Below are 26,027 nucleotides of genomic sequence, written 5' to 3' on the forward strand. Positions count from 1 at the left end.
ATTGACGGTGACGGACGCTCACGGACTGATTGACAGGGACGACTGCATTGTGAACGTAAGCTGGCTGAACGTACCTCCCACGGCGGACGCGGGAGCGGATCAGACCGTAGACGAGGGGATTCCGGTGACACTGAACGGGGCGAACTCGACGGACCCCGATGACGGAATTGAGTTCTATCAATGGGTGCAGAAGGGCGGTATTTTGGTGGTTCTGTCAGATGCAGGGCTTCCGAATCCTACCTTTACGGCACCTGACGTAGGTCCGGGGGGCACGTCGCTGACCTTTGAGCTGACTGTGACGGATAACGGCGGCCTGAAAGACACCGATACCTGTGTGGTCAACATAAGCTGGCTCAACGAGGCACCCACGGCGGACGCGGGGCCTGATCAGCGAGTCAATGAAGGTACACTGGTCCGGATTGACGCGACAAACTCCAGCGACCCCGACGACGGCATAACTTCCTGTCGATGGACGCAGACCGGCGGCACTCCTGTTACCCTGTCGGACAGCAGCATAATGAAACCCGTGTTCACAGCGCCTGACGTAGGTCCGGGGGGTGCATCGCTGACCTTTGAATTGACCGTGACGGACGGCGGAGGGTTGCAGGACACCGACGGCTGTGTGGTCAGCGTAAGCTGGTGCAACGAACCGCCCCAGGCGGACGCGGGTGATGATCAGACAGTTAGTGAAGGAACGGACGTGATGCTCAATGGTTCGCGTTCTATTGATCCCGACGGAAATATAGCAGTCTATCGCTGGAAGCAGACAGGAGGTGTACCGGTGACCCTCTCTGATTCGAATGCCCCTTCACCGACCTTTATCCCTGCCGATGTGGGGCCTGAGGGTGTTTCCCTGACGTTTGAACTGACCGTTACCGACAGTGAGAGCTTAAGTGATACCGATACCTGCGTGGTGAACATAACCTGGCTGAATGCTAACCCCGTAGCCCATGCCGGCTCAGACCGGAATGTGGAAGAGGGGACCACCGTTTTCCTCGATGGCTCCACGTCGGACGACCCTGACGGTTCCCTGGGATCATATCGCTGGATCATGGTATCCGGACCGGCGGTGACGCTTTCCGATCCGTCGTCACCACGGCCTACGTTCGTGACGCCGCCCGTGGATGGTATTGATGTCAGACTGGTATTTGAACTGACCGTGACCGATGACGGCGGCCTGCAGGACACCGATGAGGTGATCATAAGGGTATACGAGAATGGTATCGGGGGATTTCCCGAAGAGGTGGTAACGACCTTTTCGAAGACCGGTCAGGAGATCGGAATAGACGATATCAGCGGTGGTTCCTGCGTGGAATTCGAGACAACGGACCTCGCCGACATTCCCGATCAGGTCAACAGGCCGGAAAACCTTCCCTATGGACTTCTCGACCTCGTTATCAGAACGGAAACGGCCGGCGGCATGGCGGTACTTACCGTCTATCTGCCCGAAACGGCACCTGAAGAATGTTCATGGTTCAAATATGGTAAACGGTCGGGATGGATCGATTTCGACCGTGATCTGATATCGGGTGGCACCGGTGAAGGAGCGGTGTTCAATGAAACGCGAACAGAAGTCACTCTCTACGTGAAGGATGGCGGCAAGGGTGACGACGACGGCGTGCAAAACGGTATCATTGTCGATCCTTCCGGTCTCGGCTTTGAATCTCCTTCGTCCGATGTGACGGATGATCCCGATGGTTCCGGGAACGGCGGCAGCGGTGGTGGAGGCGGCTGTTTTATTTTTATCCTGTCTGAATGAGTCCGCTGTGTTCCCGGTGGATCGAAGAGGTGTCAGTTCCTTCCCAGATAGACCAGAAAGAGCCCCACCGAAAGTGAGAGAAGACCTAAGATTCTCAGCGTGTTGTCCGGGATTTCCTGGATCTTCAGCAGGTAGTCCTTGATCTTTTCCGGAAACGCAAAATAGGGAAGTCCTTCTATTATCAGAACCATCCCGATGACGCAAAGCATGAATTTCATGAACCTTCTTTCTCCTTCTTCGCGCATTCCCAGAGATAATCCATCTCCTCAAGTGAGACATCGGCGGGTGAGAGATCCCGTTTAGCGAGGCGTTTTTCGATATAGGCGAAACGCTCGGTGAATTTCCGCACCGAGGCGCGGACGAGGGTGTCGGGGTCTTTGTCGATAAAGCGACAGAGATTTACCAGGGAAAAGAATATGTCGCCCACTTCTTCGGCGATCTTCTCCTGATCGTTGCTTTTCACGGAGGACCTGAGTTCCTCCAGTTCCTCGCCGACCTTCACGAGTACGTCCTGCATGTTTTCCCAGTCAAAACCGACCTTTGAGGCCCGCGCCGTGACCTCACGGGCCATGATGAGGGGCGGCAGGGACCGTGGTATTCCCGAGAGGAGCGAGCGTTTCTCTTCCTGTTCCGGCTTTTCGCCCCGCTTGATCTCCTCCCAGTTTGCCTTGATTTCCGGTATCCCGCTGACCTTGCGGTTCCCGAACACGTGGGGGTGGCGACGGATCATCTTGGCCGTGATGTCGTTGATGACGTCATAGATGTCGAATTCGCCCGCTTCCTCGGCGATACCGGCCAGAAAAAGGATCTGAAAAAGGGTATCACCCAGTTCCTCGCGAAGCCCTCCGGCTGATCCCTCCTCAATGGCGTCCACCACCTCATACACTTCAGCGAGAAGGTATTTCACGACATCCTCTCTCGTCTGCTTCCGGTCCCAGGCGCATCCCTCCGGCGACCTGAGGGTCTTTATGATCTGTCTGAGCTTTTCGAAAGAATCGGTTCTGTCTCCTGTCACCCGGTGGACCTCCTCATCCGTAATGACCGTACCCCAGCTGAAAACGAAATCTTGTAGCACGATTGGTTGAGCCTGTCAAAAAACAATGGATCCTTCGAATTTCAAAAAAAGGGCCGCCCCCCGCGGCTGTATGCTCACGGCGGGACGGCCCGTGGGTCCCTGAGTACCTGAGTGCCTGACAAAACACACCTCCCCCTTTGGAAAAGGGGGATTGAGGGGGATTTTAAAATATATAAATCCCTCCCGGCCTCCCTTTACGAAAGGGAGGTGAAAAACCTGATCCATGATCCATAATTCTATTCCGTGATCCGTACCCCGTAATCCGTAATCCTCTAGTCCCTATATTTCTCCTGCAACACGTTTTTCAGCAGTTTGCCACTGGGGTTCCGCGGCAGCGCGTCGATTATGATAACCCTCTTGGGCACCTTGTACCCCGCAAGTTCTTTCTTGCAGAAAGCGATGACCGCCTCCTTGTTCAGTTCCTGGCCCGGCGCCGGCACACCACCGCACACGGCTCCGGCCACAATATAGCCGGCGGAAATCCGCTGGTGATGACGCCATGCTTTTCGATTGCCGGTGCGGGATGGGGGAAACTCACCGATAGTGTGAGATTTCCCCTTTCCGCGTGAATACGATTATGGAATCTACAGTTCCACGACAGCCGTCGCCATGCTGAGGACGGCGACACTCTCCTGGTTGGTTACTTTCAGATCGAGGGAAACCGTGTTCCCCTCCACGGCTGTGACGGTTCCCTCCGTTGTGACCGTATCGCCAAGGTGAACGGGTCGCGCGAACCGGCACTTGATCCGTTTGAGAGCGCCCGGATCACCGGTCCAGTCGGTAACGGTCTTGGTCATGAAACCGAAGGTGCACAGTCCGTGAAGAATGACACCGCCGAGGCCCACCATCTTGCCGAATTCCGGGTCGATATGAATAGGATTGAAATCCCCGGAAGCCCCCGCGTAATAAATGGTCCGGTATTTATCCACTTCTTCTGAGGCGGTGAAGACCTCTCCCACCTTGATGTCCTGTATCTGTTTTTTTGCCATGGCGTTTCCCCCTATTTCCGTATCACGAAGGTGAAGGTGGCTCTGCAGACCATGTTTCCCTTCTGGTTCCGGCTTTCACCGACAAGGGTGACCACGTCAAGCTTTTCCTTGTTTTCGATGTTGACGATCTTCCCCTTTGACGTGATGACATCGCCGGGTTTGACCACCTCGAAGAATTCGAAATCCTGTTCTCCGTGCACGAGCATGAACAGGTTCAGATTGATCTCGGGATCGAAGAAAAAGGGTTCCGCCAGCATGCCGGCATATACCACCGAAAAGGTCGGAGGAGCGATGACGCTTCCGTAGGGTGTAGTTTTCCCGAATTCATCGTCCATATAATGCGGATCGGGGTTCTTGATGGCCTTGGCGTATTCTTTTACTTTTTCCTTGCCGATCTCATAGGTCAGGGGACCGTACTCCTTCCCGATAAACTTAACGTCCACTGCCATGGATTTTCCTCCTCTCAAGAAGTGAACTTGTCCAGTTCGTTTTTCGCGATGAACACCCGCTGCATTTCAGAAGTGCCCTCACAGATTTCTCCGAACTTTGCGTCACGGTACAGGCGCTCCGCTTCACTACCCTTGAGGTACCCGTGGCCGGCAAATATCTGCATGGTCCAGTTGGCTATCTTGGATGCGGCCTCGGTGGACAGGAGCTTCGCGCAGGCGCCAATGACATCGGCCTCTTCTTCTCCTTTGTTCATCGCCCATGCGGCGCGAAGTGCCAGCATTCTGCCCAGGTCATTGTAGGTGAACATGTCGGCGAGCTTGAATCCCACGTCTTGAAAGGAACCGATCTTCCTGCCGAAAGCCTTCCTGTTTTTAGCCTGTGCCGTGGCCTTTTCCATGCAGGCCGTTCCTATCCCGACTGAGAACGCCGTTATCCCGACGGTTCCCATGGAGAGTATCTTTTTCAGCTGGGCGTGTCCCCGGCCCGGTTCACCGCCGAGAAATTCTGCGGTCCTGCATTCCGAGAGGGATACCGAGCTGAGCGGAAGTCCCCGGAGGCCCATCGTGTCGATTGTCTCGCCGACGGTCAGCCCCGGCGCGCCTTTTTCGACGATGAAAAAACTCATCCCCGTCTCGGCGCCCGCCTCGGCTGACGTATAGGCCAGGACCAGAAGGAGATCAGCGATCGGCCCGTTGGCGACGATATCCTTTTCTCCCGTCAGAACCCAGGTATCACCCCCCTTTTTCGCCGCCGCGGTTATGCCGGATATGTCGGAACCGGCTTCCGATTCGGAATAGGCGACGGCCCCCACCAGATCACCCTTCAAGAGCCCCGGAAGATACCGTTCCTTTTGCGCGGCCGTACCGAAAAGAGCGATCAGGCCGCCGCAGAGAAAGGTACTCGCCCGGCCACTGAGATACGTAGCCGGACAGACCTTGGCGATCTCTTCAGCAACGATATAGTTGCTGATCATGTCAATACCGGCATCGTCCACCCCGGCGCCGAGAAAGCCTGCACCGGCAAGTTTTTTCAGGTTCTCTCTGAGCAGGGTGAAGGCTTTCTCTTTCGGGCCTTCATCAAGTTTCCGGGCCGACGGGGCGATCTCGGTGCTGCAGAAAGCAGCGGCTTCTAGCTGTAACTTCTTTTGTGCTTCGTTCAATTCATAGTCCATAGCAATACCCCCACATCCTACATTAACATGATTCTTGAGACGATCATCCGCATGATGTCGGATGTTCCGCCGCCGATTGCACCGAGCCGGGCATCCCGGAAGTTACGCTCCACGGGATATTCGTGCATGAAACCGTAACCGCCGAATATCTGGACGGCCTGCGAGGCCATTTCGAATCCCATGTCACCGGCATAGACCTTGTTGACCGCCGCCTGGAGCGGGTTGAGCATCTGGCCGTTGTCCTTTGAGGAAGCAACGCGGTAAATGGCCAGTTTCGCCGCTTCGACGAAAACCCGCATGTCGGCGATGCGATGCTGTATCGCCTGGAATTCGCGAATGGGCCGGTTGAACTGATACCGCTCATTGGCATACCGTGAACAGAGCTCGATCCCGTAAATGGAAGAACCGAGGAAGGGAGAGAGCAGGGTGGAGCGGTCCCATTCGACGCCGCTGAGCGCGATCATCCAGCCGGCACCTTCACCGCCCAGGACGTTCTCCGCGGGGATCTCGCAGTCTTCGAAAAAGACCTCGGAGGTTGTCGAACACTTGCATCCCATCTTGTGGAAAGGCTGGCCCGTCGAAAAACCCGGCGTTCCCTTTTCAACGACGAAGGCGGTGATACCCTTGTGCTTCAACTCCCGGTCGATACTGGCGAAAACAACGATCACGTCGGCCACGGGGGCATTGGTGATAAACGTTTTCGATCCGTTGAGAACATAGGAGTCACCCTTCCTGGTGGCCGTGGAACGCATCGATGCCGCGTCGGAGCCCGCGCCGGGTTCGGTGAGACCCATGCATCCGATCCATTCTCCCGAGGCAAGCTTGGGCACATACTTCTTCTTCTGCTCCTCGGTGCCGAAGTTGAATATGTTGCAGGCACAGAGATAGGTGTGGGCTCCCCAGGCGAGAAGACTGCCGCCGTCGACACCGGCATGGCCGAGCGCCTCGCCCGCCAGGCAGCAGGTAACGATGTCCGCGCCGGAGCCGCCCAATTCCTCAGGGAACGGCAGGCCGAGAAGTCCCATATCGGCAAGCTTCTTCCAGATCTCAAAGCTGAATTCCCCCTTCAGGTCGGCTTCTTCACAGAGCGGAGTGATTTCTTCCTTTCCGTATCGGTATACCGTTTCCCTGAACATTCTTTGCTCGTCGCTGAGCGTGAAATCCATATCATCCTCCTCACATCTATTGTACCGGTTCAAAGTATTTAATATCCAGAATGTGGCCCTTCCGTTCTTCCTTCCACACGGCCCTGACCTTCATGCCGTTCTTGACGGTTTTTCTGACAAGGTCCGCGTCACGCAGGTCAAATCCACCGACGAGATGGAGAAAGCTGGAATCAGTGCCGTCGAGCCGTATCAGCGCGCCGATGAACGGGGGTTTTGTGGGCATGCCGAAGTACTCGTAATCGGTAAGGACCCACGATACGATGGCCCCTTCCTGTGATACCTCGGTTATGTCGTCGGTCTCGACAAAGCAGCGGGGACAGAAGGAGCGGGCCGGGACAAGGACCCGGTTGCACCGGGAACATCTCGAGCCGTAGATCTTCTTTTCCACCAGTCCTTCAAAAAAACGCGTCCATACCGGTCCGTACACGTTCTCGTAGGGTATGGCCACCTCATCTTCCAGAATATACAGGTCTTGTTTTTCTTCCATGATGTCACCCCTTCCTACCGGCTATGACAAAGGCGCGAAATACTTGATATCAAGTATGTGGCCTTTTCTTTCATCGTTCCACACGGCCTCGACCCGTGCGCCTTTCCGGATCACTGAACCGACCGACTCCGGACTGGTCGTATCGAAGCCGCCGAGCAGATGCAGCAGGTTGCAGTCGGTCCCGTCGAGCTTGATAAGGGCGATCACCACGGGAGGCTTTCCCGGCATGCCGAAGAATTCCTTGTCCGAATAGACCCAGGAAACGACCTCACCCTGCTGTGAGACCTCCACCGATGTGTCCAGGTTTTTCTGGCACTGCGGGCAGGAACTTCGCGCGGGGACGAAGGTCATGTTGCAGGAGGGGCAGGAGGTGCCGTATATCCTGCCTTCCTTGAGCCCGTTGTAGAACTGCGTGAATGTCCGGCCGGCCGCGTACTTATGGGGAAGCCTGACAACATTGTTAAATGTATCATAATCTCTTTTCATCGTTGCCCCTCCTACTTTTCTGAGCCGAGAATCATCACGCCGTTGAACTGGTCAACACCGCCCATGGCATGGGCAAGCGCCAATTTCGCTCCCGGTATCTGATGAGCTCCCGCCTGGTTCGTTACCTGCATCGCTGCTTCCACCACCCTGTTGAGACCGGTGGCGCCGATGGGGTTCGTGCACAGAGTGCCGCCCGACGGGTCGCAGGGCAGTTCCCCGGTGCGCGAGAAGACGCCGTTCAGGGTAAGGTCACAGGCTTCACCGAAGTCGCAGAATCCGAAGCATTCATAATAGAGGAGCTCCTGGAATGTAAATGGATTGTAAACTTCCGCCACGTCGAGTTCTTTTCTCGGGTTCTTTATGCCCGCCATATCATAGGCCTGGCGTGATGCATTGATGGCACACTGCCATATCGCCTTTTCACTGTCGCCGAACCAGTATTCCTCGCCGCTGTAGCCGACACCCTTGATCCAGGCGGCTTTCTTGCCCAGTTTCCTGACCATGTCCTCCGAGGCAAAGATGGCGGCGCAGGCGCCGTCCGAGTTGGGACACACGTCCCACAACCGCACCGGATAGGTGATGATCCGTGCATTGTTCACCTCGTCCTCGGTCAGCTTCTTCTTGATATGGGCATAGGGGTTGTCGAAGGCATCATTGTGGTGATCGATCGACAGCCGCGTCGCCGCCGCCCTTACCTTTTCCTCGGGGATCCCGAATTTGACCGACCATTCCTGGGACTGCATCGAAAAGACGCCAGGTGCGCCGGCGATGAAGAACCTCTGGTAAAAAGGCTCCAGAACGGTGGTCATCGTTGCCTGGGAGTCCCCTTCGTTCATCTTCTCGGAGCCCACCACAAGGACCAGATCGGCCAGGCCCGACGCCACCCAGTAGTACCCGGTGATAGCGAGTGATACCCCCGTGGAGCCGCAGGTCTCGGTCTTCAGGATCGGTTTACCCACTGAACGGAGCACGTCGGCAAAATAGAAGTGGGTGAGGGCGACGCCCTCCATCATCGAAGGCATGGTTCCCGAGACGACGCCCTCGATATAATCTGGTGAGATGCCGGTGTTCTCGAATACAGCATCAACGGCCTCCTTCACCAACTCGGGATAGGTAACATCGAACCTCCGGCCATGCTTTGTCTGTCCTGATCCTATTATTGCAACTGGTCTTCCCATAATTCCCTCCTAACTGCCGATGATCGCAACAGCATGGCACTGTCCGGCAAAACCATGCGTTGAATGGGCCATCGCCGTCGTTACATCTCTGTTCAACTGCCGTTCACCCGCTTCTCCCCTGATCTGCAGGAAGCACTCCGCCAGACGGTACATGCCCCGCGAAACATACGGATTGAGGGCCAGAACGCCACCGGAAGGGTTGACCGGTATATCGCCGTCCGGCCGAGTCGCTCCGCTGTCGAGGAGCTTCCCTCCCTGGCCGGCGTCGCAGAATCCCAGGTCTTCGTACCAGAGAAGTTCTTGGAACGAATAGGGTTCACAGATCTCAGCAAGGTCGATTTCCTTTTTCGGGTTCCTGATCCCCGCCATGCTGTACGCTCTCTTGGCGGCGTTCGGCAGTTCCCCCTTGAGGAGGTCCCTGTCGCCGACATAGAAACGGTCGATGGAGGAGCCGTAACCCTTCAGCCAGACCGGCTTGGGGGTCAGTTTTTTGGCCAATTCCTCTTTTGCCAGCACCATGGCTATGATGCCTTCCGATTTCGGCGCGCATTCCATGATTCTCAGCGGGTCCATGACGATCTCCGAGGAGAGGACATCGGTAACATCAAGCTTCTTCTTGATATGCGCGTAAGGATTTTTCAAGGCGTTCCCGAGATTTTTCACCACGACGCCGGCGCACTGCTCATCCGTGACGCCATAGCGGGCCATATATTCCCGTTTCTGCAGGGCCGCGGCGACCGTCTCGTTCAGGCCGACCTGGCGCTGGTAGAAGGGGTCGGTGAAGAAGTGGGTCAACATGTCGTTTTCAGGATTTTCGGAACCCTTGCAGATACCCAGGACAAGGGCCGTATCGTAACTGCCCGAAAGGATACGCATGACGGCGTAAATGAACGCGAACAGGGATTCTCCGTCCTGCCGCGACCCGTTTTTCAGAAAGGCCGCGCCCGCATCCCAGTAATAGGAATTTGCGCAGGAAATGCCGCCGTGGAACACGTCCGAAGATGCGCTGATCACCGTTCCCAGTTCATCGCGGGACACGCCGGCCTTGTCCAGGACTTCCTTGCATACGCGGAATATCTGGTCAAGGAAGTTGTCCCTTGTTTCCGTTCCCGGTGTCATGGCAACCTCAACAATTCCAACACGATTTGCCATAATAAACCTCCTTTTTGTTGTCTCTGAAGATGGTGGGATCAGGGAACGATAATCCGGAACCCGGGGGCAACCCTCATGTAAAGAGCGGTGTGGCCGGAGTGTCTCAAAGAACACTCCGGTACCGTTGAGGCTCGTTCTTTCCCGTTCCCTTTGAATCGCTGCTTACGCTTCCGAGGGGTGCATCTTCTGGATAGCGTCCTTGTGTTTTTCCATGACCACTTTTCGCTTTACCTTGAGCGATGGCGTCAGCTCCCCCGTGTCTTCCGAGAAGGTCTGCTTGACGATGTGGTAGTACTTTATCGTTTCGTATTGTGCCAAGTGACTGTTTCGTTCGGCAACGCACTTGTCCACAAGGGCTCGGAAATCGTCACGGTCGAGCAGTTCTTCCGGCTTGGAGAAGCTCAGTCCCTCCTCGGCGGCAAGCCGCCCCGCTTCTTCAAGGTTTATATTGATAAGGGCCACGAGATACTTCATGCGGTCACCGATGACGACGAACTGCTCGAAAAGCGGGTTCTGCTTGAAAAGGCCCTCGATGTTCTGGGGAGCGATGTTCTTGCCCCCCGCCGTGATGATAAGGTCTTTCTTGCGGTCCGTGATCTTCAGGTAGCCGTCCTCGTCAAATTCGCCGATGTCCCCCGATTTCAGCCATCCGTCCTCGGTGAAAGCCTCCTTTGTCTGCTCGGGCATTTTCCAGTACCCGCTGATGACGTTGCCTCCCTTTATGAGAATTTCACCATCCTCTGCGATCCTGACCTCGTTGCATGACAGGGGGGTACCCGCAGTGCCGAACTTGTAGTTGTCGAGCTTGTTCAGCGTCGCCGGCGCGCTGCACTCGGTCATGCCATACCCTTCTATAAGAAAAATACCGGCGGCGTTGAAGAAATCGGCTATGTCCCTCGCGAGGGGGGCTCCCGAAGCGACCATCCAGCGGGTGCGCCCGCCAAGGGCCTGCCGCAATTTCTCAAAGACCATCTTGTAGGCGATCTTGTATTTCAGGTTGAGGAGCGGCGGTATCGATTTCTTCTGCTCCATCATTTTGCTGACTTCTGCGCCGACACCGACGGCCCAGTTGAAGACGGCCTGTTTCCATTTGGGCTGTGTTTTGGCCTGCCCGAGGATCTTCGCATAGACCTTTTCACATACCCGGGGAACGGCCAGCAGGACCGTGGGCTTCTTCGTCTGTATGTCTTCCACGATCGTGTCGAAGCTTTGCGTATAGTGCGTGTAGATACCAACACACATGGCGAAGAAGTGTCCCGCTACCCGCTGGAACACATGACAGAGTGGCAGAAAAGCCACCAGGACATCCCGGTCATCGGCCCAGTGCATGCCGTCAAGTGCCTCACAGACGGAAAGAATGTTTCCGTGAGTTATCATGGCCCCTTTCGGCGGACCCGTGGTACCCGATGTGTAAACAAATGTCGCCAGGTCGTCTCGTTCAACGGCGTCGGTCAGGGTTTCAAAGAGACCTGGCTCCCGGGCGGCGAGCTCCTTGCCCCGGGCCACCAGTTCGTCAAAGCTCATCAGCAGGTCGGACGACATGTCACAGCCCCGGGGGTCGATGACCACGATCTTTTCCAGGGTCGGACAGTCGTCCAGGACATCGAGACCCTTCTGGAGGGCGGTCTTGTCCTCCGCTATGTAGATCTTCGATTCCGAGTTGCTGATGATATAACCCACTTCATGAGCGGGCAGGGTGACGTAAATGGGGATCGTCACGGCCCCGATGCCGATGATGCCAAGATCGGAAAGGATCCACTCGATCCGGTTCTGGGCCAGGAGAGAGACGCGGTCTCCCCTCCTGACACCGAGGCTGTAAAGCCCGAGTCCGACATGGCGGGCGCCGTCGTAATACTCCTGCCAGGAGATACCTTTCCAGACCCCATCAAGCCGCTTCTCGACGGCGAGGCGTGATCCGTATTTCTTTGCCTGGTCCCGCAATATCTGTGCAAGATTCTTTTCCATCTGCAGATCCTTCCTTCCCGGCTTCAGTGGTCGGGAGACGGTATTCCCGCACAGTTATTTCTGTTTAATTCCCATCAATTTCCGTGCTTCGTCCGGTGTGGCCGGTTCACGCCCGAGACAGGAAGCGATCCTGACGGCCCATTCAACCTGCTCATAGCTTCCCTTCGCCAGATCACCATTCGGCACCCGGATATTATCTTCAAGCCCTACCCGCATGTGTCCGCCCATGAGGCAGGAGAGAGTGATCGCCGGAAACTGGTCGATACCGACACCGCAGGTGGTGAAGTTTGCGTTTTCAGGAAGCGCGTTCACCATGGCGACGAAGCATTCGGGCCTGAAACGCTGCCCGCCGGCGACGCCCCAGACGAAGTTGAAATTTATCGGGTCCGAGAAGATCCCCTGCTTCTGGATCAGCAGGGTGTTGTCGAGACCGCCCAGGTCATAGCATTCGATCTCGGGCTTTACACCGTTCGCTTCCATTGCTTTGCCGAAATCCTGCAGCATGGTGAAGGTGTTTTCAAAGACATAATCGATCATGATCTGTCCCGTGCCGCGATCAACGATACCGAAGTTCATCGTGTTCGTGTTCAGTGAGGCCATTGCGGGCTTGACGGCGACGATCTGCTCGATCCTCTGTTCTTTCGTCGCACCCATGCCGACGGCGGAACTCAGATTGACGATGAGATCGGGGCATCGCTCCTTGATCGCGTCATGGGTCGCCTGGATCCTTTCGATCACGTGCGTCGGCATTCCCTCGTCGCCCCGCGCGTGGACATGAACCATGGCGGCACCCGCCTTATAACAACGTTCCGCCTCGTCGGCGAATTCCTGAGGCGTATAGGGAACGGCTGGATTCTGGTTCTTGAAGGTTCCGGCGCCCGCCAGGGCGGCACAAATAATAACCTTTTTCGACATGACAACTACCCTCCTTGTTTCGGTTTGTTTCTATGCTCAATTCCCCTTACAGGGGTTCAAAATGATCAAGGTCCAGAATTGTGTTCGTCGTTTCCTGCGCATACACGGCCTTTACCCGCATGCCGACCTTCACGTCCTCCACATCGATACCCTCCACGATGTGAGCGAAGGGCGTATCGGCGCCGTCCACCTTGATAAGCGCGAGAATATAGGGTGCGCGCCGCGGAAGATGCTTGTCGTTGTAGTAGACGATCGTGTAGTTGGTGATGACGCCCTCATCGGAGAGCTCCACCCAGTTCTCGTCTATCTTGGAGAAGCATCTCTCACAGTATTCACGGGGCGGAATAAAAACCTTGTTGCACTTATCACATTTGACCCCGAGGATCTTGTGATCATCCCGGAGGGAGATGATGAACTTTGTTCCGACCCTCCCGGCGAAGTACTGGTTGGGCAAGGCCATCTTCCCCGTAAACACTCTGCAGTCTTTCGTTATTTCTTTGATTACGGCCATTGGTAGTCCTCCTTCAGTCGGCGATCTCAAAGTAGAGGAGATCCTTGTACGTTCCCGTTCGCTTTTCCGCCCACACCGGACGGACCTTCATACCCGGTTTTATCCGGTCGATGTCCCGTGGATTCAGATCATGGGCGAAACTCTCGTCCCGTGATCCTCCATCAAAGACCATGAACAGGGCCGTATAGGGGGTTTTCCGAATCTTTCCGGTCAGCGGATCGGGACTGGCATAGTACACAACGTCTATAAGGGTGACCGTAGCCTCCGGGCCAACCTCGACGAATTCCGTGGCCCGCACCCGGCACTGCGCGCAGATCTCCCGGGGCGGAACCATCAATTTTCCGCAATTGGGACATTTGGACGCGATGAACTTCTTTTCCTTCAATCCCGAGAACCACTTGCCAACGATGGGTCCCGTGGCGTATCGCTGATCGATCGACGGGATGCATTTCAGGGAGATAAGTTCTTCACCCTTTTCCTCCGCCGCGCCCTCAGCTTGAAACTTGGAGAAGAATTTCGCCGTCGCGCCGGCGGCCCCGATATCGCCGTCGATCTTCACCTGGCCCGAAGTGAATGCCGTCGCCCCGTCGAGCTTTCCCGTATTGAGATCGACGAAGACCTGGGCGTCCATTTTCATGGTGACGATACAGTCGCCGTCAAGCTCGTTCTTGACGGAGCAGGCGCCCTCCTTGACGATCACCGTCCACTGACCGCCACCCTCGCCAGCGAGATCGTAACCGATCTTCATGTCAGCGCCTTCGGCCTTGTCGGGACGGAACCGCTCGGGCATGCTTTCAATGATACTGCTTGCCCGCACGATGGGCGTAAAGGGACGGAAGGCCTTCGGCAGGACCGCGATGAGAACGGTCAGATCCCCGTCGACGGAAATGTTTCCTGACGAAAGGGCCTCACCGGCGTCTATTTTCCCCAGGGTAACACCCACGAAAGTTTCCGCCTTGGCGTTGAGGATAGCCGTGCAGCCTGAAACTTCAGCGTCCAGTTTTTCAACGGTGAGGGCCCCCTTCTTTATCGTGACCTTCCAGTGTCCGCCGCCTTCTCCCGAAACATTGTATCCGATGGTGACATCCACATCCTGTGTTCCCTCCGGAAGAAAGCGAACCTCCATGGTATTGAATATATCTTCTACTCTTGAACCAAAGTATTCAGCCATTGCCAACCTCCTACCAGTTTAAGTCTTTCTCGAGCATCATGAGAACGGTCCATAAGGTTCCACCGAAGCCCGAGGCGAGGGCGTGCCGGACCTCCTTCTTGATCTGCTGGGGACCCGCGTCGCCGCGGATCTGCAGTGCCGCTTCAGCCGGGCGGAGCATTGCAGTCGCCCCGATGGGGTTGCTTGCGATAACACCGCCCGAGGGATTGACAGGGAGCTTGCCGTCCAGGTCGAATTCACCTTCCTCCAGCATTCTCAAATGTTCGTCATCGTCCAGAAGCAGAAATTCCCGCAGCCAGTCAAGGCCCCACCACGCGGAGGGGTCGTACATTTCAAAGACGTCGAAATACTCGACGGGATTTTTGATGCCGTTGCGCTCGAAAAGCTTCCGGGCGGCATAGTGATGGGTCATTTCCGGCATGTCGATACCGAAATTATTGAAGGTTTCTTCCCGGTGAACGGTGATGTGGTCCCGGACCCACACGGGGTTTTTGCTGAACTTCTTGGCCTTTTTCTCGGCAGCGAAGATCATCACGCAGGCGCCGTCGCTCTGTGAGCACATGTGGATCAGACGGAGCTCACCCACCAGCTGGGGAGACGTGTTCATCAGTTCCTCAAGCTGATCGTATTCGAGGCCGAAACGCCGATGAGCACGGGGGTTGAGACAGGCGTGCTTGTCCATCAGGATCCGGTACTTCATGGCCGCTCTTCGTGCCCTGTCTTCGCCGAATTCATCTATCATCATCGTGGCCGTCGTGGCCGTCAGGGCGCCGGTCTGCAAATGGCGGAACCAGAGGGGGTCGGCCATATTGGTGATGCCGCCCGTGGTATGCCCTTCCTGAAGTTTTTCGAGTCCGATGGCCATGACCACGTCATACATGCCCGATGCCACGAGATTGTCGGCGGCGCAGACGAGGGTGGCACCGGTGGTGCCGCCCGTGGTGATCCTGAACTGATCCTTTCCGAATGCACCGGAGCCCAGCGCGTGCCACATGTCAGGCTGGTGGACCATCTCGAAGAGTTCCATGTTCCCGTGGATGACGCAATCAATGTCATCCAGCGTGATGTTCGCGTCCTCCAGTGCATATCGAACGGCTTCGTTGACCATTTCCACCTGGTTCTGGTGCTCCTTATGGCTTGAAAATTCGGTCTGGCCGATGCCGATTATCCCCACATTTCTGTTTTTCTTTTTTCCCATGGTCCTTCCTCCTTATTTCTCCAGCACGAGGACTGAATGAAATTGACCCGCGCCTCCGGTGATGCTGTGGGCAACGGCCCGCTTCACATCAGCTGCCTGATGTTCGCCCGCCTTACCCTGGAGCTGGAGCACTGCCTCCGCGGCACGATACAGGCCGCCCGTCATGAGGGGATTTCCGGCCAGCATGCCGCCCGAAAGATTGACGTTGCACTGTGCCGGTCCGTTTTCGTCGATGAAACCGCCTCCCGTTCCTTCATCACAGAAACCGAGGCCTTCGAGCCACAGGGGCTGCTGGTATGCGTAACAGTCCATGAGTTCCACAAGGTCCACGTCTTTTCTGGGGTTCTTTACGCCTGCCATGCGGTAGGCACGCGCGGCCGCCTTCTTCAGGGCGAAATTGCCCGTCAGGTCCCGGTCTCCCAGAAAGTATGAGTCCATGCAGCTGCCGAACCCCGTGAGCCATACGGGATTGTCCGTGAATTCATGGGCCCGCTCCTCAGAGGCGAGCAGAATCGCCACGGCGCCATCTGAAACGGGATAGGCATGGAGCGTGCGAATGGGATCACAGAGCATGGGTGAGAACATGACTTCCCCCGGTTCCACCTGTCCCGTCGCGTTCGCCTTTGGGTTCCGCGCCGCCCACTGTCGTGCCCTGACGACGACCTTTGCCAGCTGTTCTTCGGTCAGGCCTGATTTTTCCATGTATGCCCGTGCCTGAAGTGCCGAGGTGTTCAGATAGTCAAGGCCCATGGCCCTGCCGTAAAAAGGATCATAGGCGAGATTGGTGCACATGTTCCTGCTCTCGGCCTGGGATTCCTTGCAGTGACCGGCGACATACACCAGGTCCTGATGTCCCGAGAGGATTATCGCCATGGCGTACCCCAGGGCGTTGAGCCCGTCCTGGGCCATTTTTTCCTCCTCGCGGTAGTGCGCACCGACAACATCGGTCATGCCGTTGTCGGATATGGTCCGGGCGTCGAAGACATCGTCCGAGGCGGTGACAATGGTCTGAACGCCGTTTTCTTCAGAGAAGTTCACGCCTGTCTGTTCCTGAATTTCTTCGAGAACATCAAGGAGCATGCCCTGAAACCGCTTGTACCAGAGATTTGAATCACATTTGTGCTGTGCGACAGCACAGACGGCAACCCTTTTCATCTCGACATCTCTCCTCCTTTACTGTTTTTAACAATCAAGCCAACATTATCGCCCGTGCCTGGCCCCTGGCATAGCAATTAATCACATCGCCGGCTTTGATTGTTCTGATGATGGAATCTCTGTCCTTCGGACAGTCAACCTCTATCCATGCCCGCCCGCACCCCAGTGTCGTGTGCGAGTCATCCGAGGCGACCTTGGGGTAGGGGATGGCATCAATATCATATTCGGGTGTGAGAAAACCGTGGTGGGTGATCTCCACGGCATCGATGGGGTACTCCTTCGCCACGTCGTTGATGCAGGTGATGGTTTGTTTCATGGTAAAGCCATAGTCTCCCGGGTGATTGAAGGTGTGGAGTATCTCGGTATCTCCTTCGATGCGGCTGACATGAACATACCCGAAAGGTGTGCCCACGGTCAGTTCGATCCCGAAAAAAACCATAAGCTCCGTCTTCACACTGGTGACGGCATCACGATAACTCGGTTTCAAAAGATGGTCATGGTCGGTGAACGCGATGAAATCGAACCCCAGCCTGGCATACGTGTCGGCTGCTTCCTGCGGTGTCAGCCTGCCGTCGGAGAATGTTGTGTGAATATGAAGCTGACCTTTCAGGCGCATGATACGCTGCCCCCCTGTGAGTCCGGCCGCTCAGGAACAATACTTATTCGCGGCACAGGTCCTTATCGATGGTTCCTCCCGTTTCTCCCGCCGCGGCGGTCATCGCACCGCAGAGAAATATCCGGATGATGGCGTTTATCGTTCGTTCGGCCCGCTGCCTGTTCAGTTTCTCCTTGCCCAGGACCATCACGGAGATAAAGGCTTCCATGGCTCCGAGGAAAATGTACGTCATGTAATGAGGCGGTACATCCTTCCTGAGAATGCCCTTCTTCTGGGCGTCCGACATGATCTCATCGCACATGGTAAAGAACTTTCTGAACCGCATCAGTCCCCGTTCCGTGCGGTAGAGGGAACTGCGGGAAACCTCCGTGATGAAGATGGAAAGCAGGAAAAAACGATTTGAGTAGGTATCAAGGAAAAACCTGATGATGTTCGCCAGTTTCTCCTTCAGTTCCGCGTCCGATTGCCGCTGGTTCTCGAGCATTTCATAGAGGGTGTTCCACCACTTCTCTACGATGTTGTCGAAAAAGGCCTCCTTGCTTTCAAAGTAATGGTACACGAGACCGTATGAAACGCCGGCTTTCTTGGCAATGTCGGCCATGCGGGTGTTGGCATAGCCTTTCTCGCAGAACACTTCGAGAGCCGCATCAATGATCATTTCTTGTTTGTCGTTCTTAGCCATGGGTCGTTAGCTATCAGAGACTGATTGACATGTCAATTCATTTTTTCCCCTTCATGCATTTTTATGAACCGGTTTTTATATATCAAGTAATATCAATATAATATGCAGAAGAAAAAGGGCGGAGCGGTTCCGCGTTCATGCCTTGTCGGGATGGAAAAACAGGGCAGGGGCTTTTATTGATTGACAAGTCAATTTACAGTGACGTATATAGACGTCCGGTGATACGTGAACCAGGAGGAAATTTCCGGCCCCCCAGTGGCCCGGTATCAAAAAAGGAAGGAGTGATACGATGGATTTCAAGTTTTCCGATGAACAGCAGATGTTGAGAGATACGGTCCGCAAGTTCGCCGAAAGGGAGATCGCGCCGCTTGTCGAGGAGATGGACCACGAGGAAACGTTCAAGGAGGAACTCTGGGAAAAGGCGAAGCCTCTCGGTTTTCTGGGCATGGGTGTTCCACCGGAACTGGGCGGTTACCTGACGGATTATCTGTCGTTCGGTCTCATGGGAGAGGAACTGGGAAAGGTCGATGCCGGCGTCGCCACCGCCTTTGGTGCTCACGGTCTTCTCTGTGCCAACAATATCGCCCGGAACGGGACAAAGGAACAGATTGAAAAGTACTGCCCGCCGCTGGCCCGGGGTGAGCGGCGCGGATGTATGGGGTTGACCGAGCCCGGTGCGGGGTCGGATGCCGTTTCGCTGAAGACGACGGCACGGAAAGAGGGGAACGAGTATATCCTGAACGGTACCAAGACCTTCATTTCCAACGCGCCCATCGCTGACACGGCACTCATCTATGCCCAGGGACCTGGCGGCCTGTGCACGTTCATCGTTGAAAAGGAATTCCCCGGATACTCCGTGGGAAAGAAACTTTCGAAGCTTGGTCTTCGCTCGTCACCGACGGGCGAGATCATTCTCGAGGACTGCCGCGTCCCGGAAGAAAACCTGGTCGGCGGCGTCGAAGGAAAAGGTCTGCGCCAGATGTTTTCCGGTCTTGATGTGGAACGGTTCATGTGGAGCTGTCTTGCCATCGGTATCGCACAGGCGGCTTTTGATGCCGCGCTCAAGTATTCCAGGGAGCGTGAGCAGTTCGGCCAGCCCATATTCAATTTTCAGATGATACAGGACAAACTGGCGACGATGTTGGTGGAACTTGAGGCCGCCCGCCTTCTGACATACAAGGGTTTGACCTGCTGGGACGAGGGAAATTTCAAGGAAGCCCGGTCGCTGGCGGCACAGGCGAAATTCTATGCCTGTGAGATGTCGGTGCGGGTAACGGGCGAGGCTGTTCATATCTTCGGCGGGTACGGGTACATGAAGGAATATCCCGTTGAGCGGTACATGCGCGATGCCAAAGTCTTTCCCATCGGGGCGGGGACCACGGAAGTGCAGAAGCTCATCATAGGCCACTACCTCAGAGGAATGTAGCCGGCGCAAAAAGGCCGGAGGGTGTGATCACCCTCCGGCCTTTTCTTTTCTTGCCGCCTCGGTTATTTCGCAGCTTCCTCATCCTTCAGGATTCTGCGGAGGATCTTGCCCACGGCACTCTTCGGCAGGGCATCACGGAACTCTATGACACGGGGCACCTTGAACGTTGCCAGTCGCTGCTTGCAGAAATCGATCAATTCCTGTTCACTCACCTTTCCTTTCGATTCCCCTTTCAGGACCACGAAGGCCTTTACCGTTTCCCCCCGGTACTCGTGGGGGATCCCGATGACAGCCGCCTCTGCCACATGAGGGTTCTGATACAGGGTGTTTTCCACTTCGACCGGCGCCAGGTTGTAACCGGATGCGACGATCAGGTCCTTTTCCCGGTCCACAAAGTGGATGAAGTCCTCCTCATCAATAAAACCCCGATCGCCGGTATGGAGCCAACCGTCACTGCCGAAGGTTTCCTTTGTTTCTTCCGGTTTGTTCCAGTAGCCCCTGGCGACCTGGAGGCCGCGGTAGTATATTTCACCCGGTTCGTTCCGGGGAACCACGGCGCCCTTTTCATCGACGACCTTCATTTCCGAATACACAGGGATCCCGATGGAATCCATCTTTTCTTTTTTGCCGGGGATCGAAATGCAGCCGCCGCTGTTCGTTTCAGTCATGCCCCAGCCGTTGGTGAGATTGATTTCCGTCAGGTCCCGCCACTGGTCCTGTACGGCCACCGGTACGGGGGCGCCGCAGCCGATGGTGAGGATCAGACTGCTGAGGTCGTGTTTTTTCAGCAGTTCCTGATTTGACATGAGGGCGATGAAGAGCGTCGGCGGCGCGAAGAGAACGGTGACACCGTAGGTCTGGATCACACGGAACGCCTCTTCGAGGTCGAACATGGGAATCGGGATGACCGTGCCGCCCGAATAAAGGGTCGGCAGCGTGTAGAGGAAGTAACCGGCCGTGTGAAACATGGGCATGATGGAATAATTAATGAGCCGCTCCGTGAAAAAATGTGCCGCGTGCAGGTGATTTATGGCATTGAAGACCATGTTGAAGTGGGTTTCGATCACCCCCTTGGAACGGCCAGTAGTCCCTGCCGTGTAAAGAAGCAGGGCGGTGTCCTCTTTCGGCTTGCAGGGGACCGGTTCGTCGAATGGTTCATATTTGTCCAGGGTTCCAAAGAGGTCCAGGGTCCCTTCGACGGGCGCTTTCGGTATATCCCAGAGGAACTTCACGGCACCGGGCACAACGGCGTTCTCGGCGGCGAAATCCTTGATGTCCGTGACGATAACCTCTTTGAGGATCCCTTCATCGTGAAGATTCTTGATCTTCGAGTAGAGGAGATTCAGTACCAGAAGTACCTTTGCGCCTGAATCGGTTACCTGGTAACGGACCTCATCCTCCTGGTACATCACGTTTATGGGTGTGTGAACGGCGCCGATCTTGAGGGCGCCGAAAAAGGCCACCCAATGCTGGAGAGAATTGGGCAGCATGGCCGCAACCACATCCCCTTTCCCGATTCCCAGGTCCTTCAAGAGGGCCGCGTATTTTCCGATGAGGACATCGAGGTCCCGGTAACTGATCGCCCGGTCAAAGAAAATGACGGCGGTCTCATCGGGATGTTTCCGTACGGTCTCCCGGAAAAGTTCATAGAGAGAGATGTCCGGCAGGGGAGGCAAGTCTTCCCAGTACCAGGTGGGATGGGCAATAACGTAGGAATCCCTCGGCGCGAAACGCTTCCCTTCCTCGATCCACTCCTTCGGGTAGCCGATCCGGTCATAGAGACGGTGGAACTCATCGTCATAGAAATCAGCGCCCTTGATGAATCTCGGTTCCATTACCTGTGCCATGATTATTCCCTCCTTTATCGTATTTTCGGGTTCTTCTCCCGTTGAGTTGCAGAAAAGGGTTCGGGGGTTCGAGGTTTCAAGGATTGTATTGTTACTTTCATTATGGTGCTCCTATCCACGCATGATCAGCATGATCTATAAGAAGACATTCACATTCTTGCATATTCCCGGTTTTTCACTTGAACCCTTGGCCCCTTGAACCCCGAAAAATGTGCTGTGCATGACGGCTTCGTAAACGGCCTGATGGTGCAGCGCGCGAAGTTCGAGGAATGGAATGAATTCTCACATCCGTTGCAATGACGAAGGACGAATCTGGGCGCTGCATGTGGGCTGTATTACAAAGTTGTCAGTATGCATGCCCGTCAGTCATGGGCGGCGTGACAGTACAGTACAACAGGAGGCGGTTTTTTTCAAAATTTTCCGCGGGCCCCGGGGAAAATCACAACCCTGCCGCAGATACGGCCAAACGGGGGAAGCGGGGGTGACGACAGCACCCCCGCTTCCCGGTTCCGTGGCAATTGATCCCTCTTAGAAACTGAATCCTTCCGGCAGGTCTTTTGCCTTCGTTCCCCGGGGAACCCAGGAAAGATCCAGAATGGTGCTGGTGGGATTGAGCGTTCTGAATATCGGTACCACCCGCATCCCGATTTCGGGATCACCGATCGAAAGATAGCTCATCAGTATCGTGGACACTCCCTTGAATTCAACGTTGATGAATTTGATCGGTTTATCAAGGAAGCTGAACGCGCCCGATCGTTCGCAGACCATGAAGGTATGAACGGTCGCCGTCTTTTTGGCGAGGTCCGTCATGTCGATGACGGTGCACCGTTCGAGGCAGTCCATACAGTGGATCCTGAAAGGCTGGTAGATGGTTCCTTTCGCTTCGCACTTCGGATTGTCGCAGCGGGTCGCCATCAACTTTCCCTTGCCGAGGGACTCGAAGAATATCGACTCACCGCCGTAGGCGTGGATGTAAGTCATGTCGCGGGGGTTCGTCACACCCATCAGCTTCCATCCATCGTCGGCGTTGCGGATCGGCTGATTCGGCGTCAAGTGATGAAAGTTCCCCCTGATCTTATATTGATTGTTTTTAACATATACCTGTCCGAACATACTCATAACCCTGCTCCTCCTTTCAGGCGTCTTCTTTCAGAAGATGGTCGGGGTCCATCAGGATGGTTGCCGTCACGTGAGAGCCGACCCCGGCGTGACTGATCGCCAGGGCACGTTTGGCGCCTTTCACCTGGAGATTGGTCCAGTCGGCCGGTTTCTCCCGGTCGAAATTCTTCCATATCTTTTTGTCACCGTGTATTTCCCCCCAGCGGTTCCAGAGGTGTGTCGCTATTTCAAAGGTCTGCATGATCCCTGTCGCACCCACGGCGTGCATGCAGCCGATCAGACCGCCCGAAAGGTTCGAGGGAAGCCTTCCCGGTTTGCCCGTGTGCGGGTTCGTGTGATAACAGTCGCCCGATTCGACGAATTTTCTTCCCTCGCCGTAGGGTCTCAGTCCGATATCCTCATAGGTCTGGACGTCGCTGATCGTGAAGGCATCGTGGAGTTCGATCACGTCAAGATCTTCCATGGGATCGACGATGCCGGTCATACGGTACCCGTACCAGGCAGCCATGCGGGCCGCAAGGAATCCCGTGAATCCGGGATACCGTTCTCCTCCCGGGAACCGTTTGCCGAGGTCTTTGTACTGCCTGGCCGTTTCATTGGGAAGGAGCGGGATATCCATGTCCCGTCTGTCGGCCGGGCGCAGGGTGTGCGAACCCGCCGTCACCCAGATCCTGAGAGGCTTGTTCTTTGTGCCCTTTGTGAGTTCCAGTGCGGTCTTTTCGTCGCAGATGATGGCACAGGCGGCGCCGACACTCATGAGGCAGCAATCAAGCGCCCTGAGAGGGTAGGCGACTACAGGGGACTTGAGGACGTCGTCAACGGTGATCTTCAAGGGGCCCTGCGCGTAAGGGTTGAACCGTGCGTAACCGCGGTGCTTGACGGCTATCTCCGCAAGCGTTTTTCGGAAGGAGGCCTGCTCTTTACCAAAGACCTTCCAGTATTTCTGGGCCATGACCGCGTAGTAGCCCGTATAGATGTGACCGAGCGGGCTTTCCCAATCCTTGTCGGCGGCGCAGGAAATGAGGAAGTTCCCTTCATCGGTGGGGACCTCGTCCATGCGTTCCCATCCCATTGCCAGTGTACAATCCGAGTATCCCGAGGCAACGGCCTTCATCGCTTCCCACATGGTCGATCCGCCGGTGGCTCCCCCGGTCTTGACGCCGATGTTCCCCAGGGGGTCCAGTCCGAGCCGGTCGTGAATGACGGCCTCGCCGAGCAGCTGGTCCCCGAAGTGATCAGCGAAGTGCCCGTAGTAACAGGTGTGAATGTACCGTTTTAACTCGGCCGGCGTTTTGTTGATCAGTTCCGCTGCCTGAGTCAGGGCATCGATACAGAGCTCTTCCGTCCGCTTGTCGGGGAGCGCCCGATCAAACTTCGACTGTCCCGCCGTGACCAGATAGACGGGTCGCGCAAGCTTTGGAACCTTCAGCTGGCGTTCACTGAATGTAATCATTCGTCCACTCCTTTCTCTTTGTCCTTTCCTTTTGTTATGGCAATCCCCTTCTCAGAGAGTTCCCACCCACAAAACAATTGCAAGATCCCCCGACCTGTTGGAGATGACCTCGCGCTGCTGGATCGACCAGTAGTGAACGGAATCACCTTCGAACAGGACATAGGTTTCCCCCCCGTGAAAAAGTTCGACGGAGCCCTTCAGCACGCAGAGGACTTCCTGGGTGTTCTTCACGTTTTTCCGGGCCGGTATGCTTCTGCCCGGCTCGATGGCGATCACGGAGCTGTCGATAACTTTCCGGTCCTGCGGGGAAAAGAAACGCCGCGTCATGAATCCCGACGCGGGGAATTCGACCTCTTCCCAATCCGTCTGCCGGATGATGACGAGCCGCTGTTTTTTTTCCGCTTCCTTCAGGACCTCGCCGGCCTCGATGCCGATGGCGTTGCAGATGTTCACCAGCGTATCCACCGACGGTGAGCTGACATCGTTTTCAACCTGGGATAGAAAACCCTCTGAAATGCCGGCTTTCTCGGCAACGGCCCGGAGGGTCAACTTGAGGGCTTTTCGTTTCTCGCGAAGTATGGATCCTAAATTCATAGTAATATCATATGGATAAAAGGGTTAATGTTTTGTATTTGTAAATCTATATCATTACTTAATATTTGTTGTCAATTAATTATTGACAAATCAGTCAATATTTGATTGATATATGAGTCAATCCTTAAAAAGAAGGTATGCCGGGTGTTGAAGAACCGGCGGTGTCGGTTTCCGGCCCTTGATGTTTCCAGGAGATACCCGGGAAGGGAGTGTCCGGGCCGCGAACGCTGAAGGATTGCGAAGATACGGGGGAGGTTTCGCCCATTCAAAATCAAAAAAGGAGTGAGCCATGGTGGAATTGAACAGTGAAGAACTCATGCTGGCCGAAACAATGTACAAGTGGGCCGTGAACGAGATCGCGCCGATCCAGGAGGAGATCGATGAGGAAGATCGCCTTCCCGATGGTTTTTTCAAGAAGCTCGGAGATCTGGGGATGCTGGGGATCACCATCGACGAGAAATACGGCGGCTCCGGACAGGGTATCCTGATGCAGACCCTCGCCGTGGAACAGTTGAGCCGTATTTCACCGGCTCTGGGTATGACCTACGGTGCCCATTCGAACCTCTGTGCCAATAATATTCACAAGAACGGCAATGAGGCGCAGAAGTCGAAATACCTTCCTCCCATGTGCACGGGAGAACGGGTAGGGGCCCTGTGTCTCACGGAGCCCAATGCCGGTTCCGACGCCCTGGGGGGAATGCGGACCGTGGCCATGAAGGATGACGGTTCCTACCGCATGAACGGAACAAAGATGTTCATTACGAACGGGAACATCGCCGGGACGCTGCTGGTGTATGCGAAGACCGCCCCCGAGCTGGGGGCCCACGGTATCAGCGCCTTCATCGTTGATGCCGATACGCCCGGTGTTTCCGTATCGAGAAAGCTTAAGAAGTGCGGCATGCGCGGGTCACCCACCTGCGAACTCGTCTTCGAGGATGTGCCGGTTCCCGCCGAAAATCTTCTCCTTGCGGAAAATCAGGGTGTCGCCGTGGTCACTTCCGGCCTTGCCTATGAACGAATCGTGCTTTCCGGCGGTTCCCTGGGCATGGCGGAACAGGCCCTGCAGTATTCCGTACAATATGCGAAAGAAAGGGAACAGTTCGGAAGGCCCATAAAGGATTTCGAGATGATCCAGCAGAAGATCGCCGACATGTATTGTCTTGTGGAGGCCTCCCGGGGGCTGGTGTACCGGGCGGCCCGGTTTGCCGACGGCCCTGAGGGTAAACGCGGCGGCAAGGGAACGGAACTGGACAAACTGGCGGCGGCGGCGATCCTTTTCGCCGCGGAATCGGCTACGAAGGTGGCCTGTGAAGGAATTCAGATCCACGGCGGGTATGGATACTGTCTTGAGTATCCGATCCAGAAGCTCTGGCGGGACGCGAAGCTGTACGAGATAGGCGCGGGAACATCCGAGATCAGGAGGATCATCATCGCCCGCGAGCTCTTCCGTGACTGACGCGGG

Annotated in this window: 26 protein-coding genes; 3 read left to right on the top strand and 23 right to left on the bottom strand. The window is 55.7% G+C overall.

What is annotated here, in order from left to right:
- Positions 1-1,759 (top strand): hypothetical protein (locus tag JXO48_10600; GenBank protein MBN2284329.1); only part of this gene is annotated, 1,759 nt, incomplete at its 5' end.
- A 32-nt stretch (positions 1,760-1,791) separates the two neighbouring features.
- Here JXO48_10600 and JXO48_10605 read toward each other — a convergent pair.
- The 19 genes from JXO48_10605 to JXO48_10695 all read right to left on the bottom strand — a co-directional run bounded on the left by JXO48_10605 (position 1,792) and on the right by JXO48_10695 (position 18,126).
- Positions 1,792-1,977 (bottom strand): DUF2065 domain-containing protein, encoded by a 186-nt coding sequence (locus JXO48_10605; GenBank protein MBN2284330.1) that lies wholly within the window; start codon positions 1,975-1,977, stop codon positions 1,792-1,794.
- The gene (gene mazG, locus JXO48_10610) at positions 1,974-2,798 is read right to left on the bottom strand and encodes a nucleoside triphosphate pyrophosphohydrolase (GenBank protein ID MBN2284331.1); all 825 of its coding nucleotides are present in this window, start codon (positions 2,796-2,798) and stop codon (positions 1,974-1,976) included. The genes JXO48_10605 and mazG overlap by 4 nt, the downstream gene beginning before the upstream one ends.
- A gap of 308 nt (positions 2,799-3,106) precedes the next feature.
- Positions 3,107-3,376: a hypothetical protein gene (locus JXO48_10615; protein ID MBN2284332.1), complete on the bottom strand. Its 270-nt coding sequence runs from the start codon at positions 3,374-3,376 to the stop codon at positions 3,107-3,109.
- 42 nt (positions 3,377-3,418) lie between these two features.
- Positions 3,419-3,823 carry a MaoC family dehydratase gene (locus JXO48_10620; GenBank protein MBN2284333.1) on the bottom strand — a complete coding sequence of 135 codons (405 nt, stop codon included), beginning with the start codon at positions 3,821-3,823 and terminating at the stop codon, positions 3,419-3,421.
- A gap of 11 nt (positions 3,824-3,834) precedes the next feature.
- Complete coding sequence (locus JXO48_10625) at positions 3,835-4,272, bottom strand: MaoC family dehydratase N-terminal domain-containing protein (GenBank protein MBN2284334.1); 438 nt, start codon at positions 4,270-4,272, stop codon at positions 3,835-3,837.
- 14 nt (positions 4,273-4,286) lie between these two features.
- Entirely contained in the window at positions 4,287-5,444 is a 1,158-nt protein-coding gene (locus JXO48_10630) for an acyl-CoA dehydrogenase family protein (protein ID MBN2284335.1), read from the bottom strand.
- A 17-nt stretch (positions 5,445-5,461) separates the two neighbouring features.
- A complete protein-coding gene (locus JXO48_10635) occupies positions 5,462-6,610 on the bottom strand; it encodes an acyl-CoA dehydrogenase family protein (protein MBN2284336.1) in 1,149 nt (382 codons plus the stop codon).
- 16 nt (positions 6,611-6,626) lie between these two features.
- Positions 6,627-7,097 carry a Zn-ribbon domain-containing OB-fold protein gene (locus JXO48_10640; protein MBN2284337.1) on the bottom strand — a complete coding sequence of 157 codons (471 nt, stop codon included), beginning with the start codon at positions 7,095-7,097 and terminating at the stop codon, positions 6,627-6,629.
- Between the two features lie 21 nt (positions 7,098-7,118).
- Complete coding sequence (locus JXO48_10645) at positions 7,119-7,583, bottom strand: Zn-ribbon domain-containing OB-fold protein (protein MBN2284338.1); 465 nt, start codon at positions 7,581-7,583, stop codon at positions 7,119-7,121.
- Positions 7,584-7,594: 11 nt separating this feature from the next.
- On the bottom strand, positions 7,595-8,761 hold the full coding sequence (locus JXO48_10650; protein ID MBN2284339.1) for a hypothetical protein: 1,167 nt from the start codon (positions 8,759-8,761) through the stop codon (positions 7,595-7,597).
- 9 nt (positions 8,762-8,770) lie between these two features.
- Entirely contained in the window at positions 8,771-9,913 is a 1,143-nt protein-coding gene (locus JXO48_10655; protein ID MBN2284340.1) for a thiolase family protein, read from the bottom strand.
- Positions 9,914-10,075: 162 nt separating this feature from the next.
- Positions 10,076-11,878 carry a long-chain fatty acid--CoA ligase gene (locus JXO48_10660; protein ID MBN2284341.1) on the bottom strand — a complete coding sequence of 601 codons (1,803 nt, stop codon included), beginning with the start codon at positions 11,876-11,878 and terminating at the stop codon, positions 10,076-10,078.
- 54 nt (positions 11,879-11,932) lie between these two features.
- Positions 11,933-12,793 (bottom strand): 3-keto-5-aminohexanoate cleavage protein, encoded by an 861-nt coding sequence (locus JXO48_10665; protein ID MBN2284342.1) that lies wholly within the window; start codon positions 12,791-12,793, stop codon positions 11,933-11,935.
- Positions 12,794-12,839: 46 nt separating this feature from the next.
- A complete protein-coding gene (locus JXO48_10670; GenBank protein ID MBN2284343.1) occupies positions 12,840-13,304 on the bottom strand; it encodes a Zn-ribbon domain-containing OB-fold protein in 465 nt (154 codons plus the stop codon).
- Positions 13,305-13,317: 13 nt separating this feature from the next.
- The gene (locus JXO48_10675; protein ID MBN2284344.1) at positions 13,318-14,475 is read right to left on the bottom strand and encodes an SCP2 sterol-binding domain-containing protein; all 1,158 of its coding nucleotides are present in this window, start codon (positions 14,473-14,475) and stop codon (positions 13,318-13,320) included.
- A 10-nt stretch (positions 14,476-14,485) separates the two neighbouring features.
- Positions 14,486-15,673: a thiolase family protein gene (locus tag JXO48_10680; protein ID MBN2284345.1), complete on the bottom strand. Its 1,188-nt coding sequence runs from the start codon at positions 15,671-15,673 to the stop codon at positions 14,486-14,488.
- Between the two features lie 12 nt (positions 15,674-15,685).
- Complete coding sequence (locus JXO48_10685) at positions 15,686-16,828, bottom strand: thiolase family protein (protein MBN2284346.1); 1,143 nt, start codon at positions 16,826-16,828, stop codon at positions 15,686-15,688.
- A 34-nt stretch (positions 16,829-16,862) separates the two neighbouring features.
- A complete protein-coding gene (locus tag JXO48_10690) occupies positions 16,863-17,444 on the bottom strand; it encodes a PHP domain-containing protein (GenBank protein ID MBN2284347.1) in 582 nt (193 codons plus the stop codon).
- A gap of 43 nt (positions 17,445-17,487) precedes the next feature.
- A complete protein-coding gene (locus tag JXO48_10695) occupies positions 17,488-18,126 on the bottom strand; it encodes a TetR/AcrR family transcriptional regulator (GenBank protein MBN2284348.1) in 639 nt (212 codons plus the stop codon).
- 289 nt (positions 18,127-18,415) lie between these two features.
- Here JXO48_10695 and JXO48_10700 point away from each other — a divergent pair, with 289 nt between their 5' ends.
- Positions 18,416-19,552 (top strand): acyl-CoA dehydrogenase family protein, encoded by a 1,137-nt coding sequence (locus JXO48_10700; GenBank protein ID MBN2284349.1) that lies wholly within the window; start codon positions 18,416-18,418, stop codon positions 19,550-19,552.
- Positions 19,553-19,614: 62 nt separating this feature from the next.
- On the opposite strand, the gene JXO48_10705 is transcribed toward JXO48_10700, so the two are convergent.
- The 4 genes from JXO48_10705 to JXO48_10720 form a co-directional block, all read right to left on the bottom strand.
- On the bottom strand, positions 19,615-21,399 hold the full coding sequence (locus JXO48_10705) for an AMP-binding protein (protein MBN2284350.1): 1,785 nt from the start codon (positions 21,397-21,399) through the stop codon (positions 19,615-19,617).
- Between the two features lie 528 nt (positions 21,400-21,927).
- Positions 21,928-22,518, bottom strand: coding sequence for a hypothetical protein (locus JXO48_10710; GenBank protein ID MBN2284351.1), 591 nt, complete (start codon positions 22,516-22,518; stop codon positions 21,928-21,930).
- A 16-nt stretch (positions 22,519-22,534) separates the two neighbouring features.
- Positions 22,535-23,971: a thiolase domain-containing protein gene (locus JXO48_10715; protein MBN2284352.1), complete on the bottom strand. Its 1,437-nt coding sequence runs from the start codon at positions 23,969-23,971 to the stop codon at positions 22,535-22,537.
- Between the two features lie 51 nt (positions 23,972-24,022).
- Positions 24,023-24,565: a helix-turn-helix domain-containing protein gene (locus JXO48_10720; protein ID MBN2284353.1), complete on the bottom strand. Its 543-nt coding sequence runs from the start codon at positions 24,563-24,565 to the stop codon at positions 24,023-24,025.
- A gap of 289 nt (positions 24,566-24,854) precedes the next feature.
- Between JXO48_10720 and JXO48_10725 the strand changes: the two genes are divergently transcribed.
- Positions 24,855-26,021, top strand: coding sequence for an acyl-CoA dehydrogenase family protein (locus tag JXO48_10725; GenBank protein MBN2284354.1), 1,167 nt, complete (start codon positions 24,855-24,857; stop codon positions 26,019-26,021).
- Positions 26,022-26,027 lie beyond the last annotated feature (6 nt).

This window comes from Deltaproteobacteria bacterium (genome assembly GCA_016933965.1).
Classification (GTDB): Bacteria; Desulfobacterota; Syntrophia; order Syntrophales; family UBA2210; genus JAFGTS01.

Excerpts from the sequence above, each read along its gene's own strand:
- JXO48_10695 (MBN2284348.1), bottom strand. The coding sequence starts at position 18,126 with ATGGCTAAGAACGACAAACAAGAAATGATCATTGATGCGGCTCTCGAA.
- JXO48_10665 (MBN2284342.1), bottom strand. The coding sequence starts at position 12,793 with ATGTCGAAAAAGGTTATTATTTGTGCCGCCCTGGCGGGCGCCGGAACC.
- JXO48_10670 (MBN2284343.1), bottom strand. The coding sequence starts at position 13,304 with ATGGCCGTAATCAAAGAAATAACGAAAGACTGCAGAGTGTTTACGGGG.
- JXO48_10650 (MBN2284339.1), bottom strand. The coding sequence starts at position 8,761 with ATGGGAAGACCAGTTGCAATAATAGGATCAGGACAGACAAAGCATGGC.
- JXO48_10720 (MBN2284353.1), bottom strand. The coding sequence starts at position 24,565 with ATGAATTTAGGATCCATACTTCGCGAGAAACGAAAAGCCCTCAAGTTG.
- JXO48_10605 (MBN2284330.1), bottom strand. The coding sequence starts at position 1,977 with ATGAAATTCATGCTTTGCGTCATCGGGATGGTTCTGATAATAGAAGGA.
- JXO48_10645 (MBN2284338.1), bottom strand. The coding sequence starts at position 7,583 with ATGAAAAGAGATTATGATACATTTAACAATGTTGTCAGGCTTCCCCAT.
- JXO48_10660 (MBN2284341.1), bottom strand. The coding sequence starts at position 11,878 with ATGGAAAAGAATCTTGCACAGATATTGCGGGACCAGGCAAAGAAATAC.
- JXO48_10635 (MBN2284336.1), bottom strand. The coding sequence starts at position 6,610 with ATGGATTTCACGCTCAGCGACGAGCAAAGAATGTTCAGGGAAACGGTA.
- JXO48_10625 (MBN2284334.1), bottom strand. The coding sequence starts at position 4,272 with ATGGCAGTGGACGTTAAGTTTATCGGGAAGGAGTACGGTCCCCTGACC.
- JXO48_10710 (MBN2284351.1), bottom strand. The coding sequence starts at position 22,518 with ATGAGTATGTTCGGACAGGTATATGTTAAAAACAATCAATATAAGATC.
- JXO48_10705 (MBN2284350.1), bottom strand. The coding sequence starts at position 21,399 with ATGGCACAGGTAATGGAACCGAGATTCATCAAGGGCGCTGATTTCTAT.
- JXO48_10675 (MBN2284344.1), bottom strand. The coding sequence starts at position 14,475 with ATGGCTGAATACTTTGGTTCAAGAGTAGAAGATATATTCAATACCATG.
- JXO48_10655 (MBN2284340.1), bottom strand. The coding sequence starts at position 9,913 with ATGGCAAATCGTGTTGGAATTGTTGAGGTTGCCATGACACCGGGAACG.
- JXO48_10725 (MBN2284354.1), top strand. The coding sequence starts at position 24,855 with ATGGTGGAATTGAACAGTGAAGAACTCATGCTGGCCGAAACAATGTAC.
- JXO48_10700 (MBN2284349.1), top strand. The coding sequence starts at position 18,416 with ATGGATTTCAAGTTTTCCGATGAACAGCAGATGTTGAGAGATACGGTC.
- JXO48_10685 (MBN2284346.1), bottom strand. The coding sequence starts at position 16,828 with ATGAAAAGGGTTGCCGTCTGTGCTGTCGCACAGCACAAATGTGATTCA.
- JXO48_10690 (MBN2284347.1), bottom strand. The coding sequence starts at position 17,444 with ATGCGCCTGAAAGGTCAGCTTCATATTCACACAACATTCTCCGACGGC.
- JXO48_10680 (MBN2284345.1), bottom strand. The coding sequence starts at position 15,673 with ATGGGAAAAAAGAAAAACAGAAATGTGGGGATAATCGGCATCGGCCAG.
- JXO48_10620 (MBN2284333.1), bottom strand. The coding sequence starts at position 3,823 with ATGGCAAAAAAACAGATACAGGACATCAAGGTGGGAGAGGTCTTCACC.
- JXO48_10630 (MBN2284335.1), bottom strand. The coding sequence starts at position 5,444 with ATGGACTATGAATTGAACGAAGCACAAAAGAAGTTACAGCTAGAAGCC.
- JXO48_10715 (MBN2284352.1), bottom strand. The coding sequence starts at position 23,971 with ATGATTACATTCAGTGAACGCCAGCTGAAGGTTCCAAAGCTTGCGCGA.
- JXO48_10640 (MBN2284337.1), bottom strand. The coding sequence starts at position 7,097 with ATGGAAGAAAAACAAGACCTGTATATTCTGGAAGATGAGGTGGCCATA.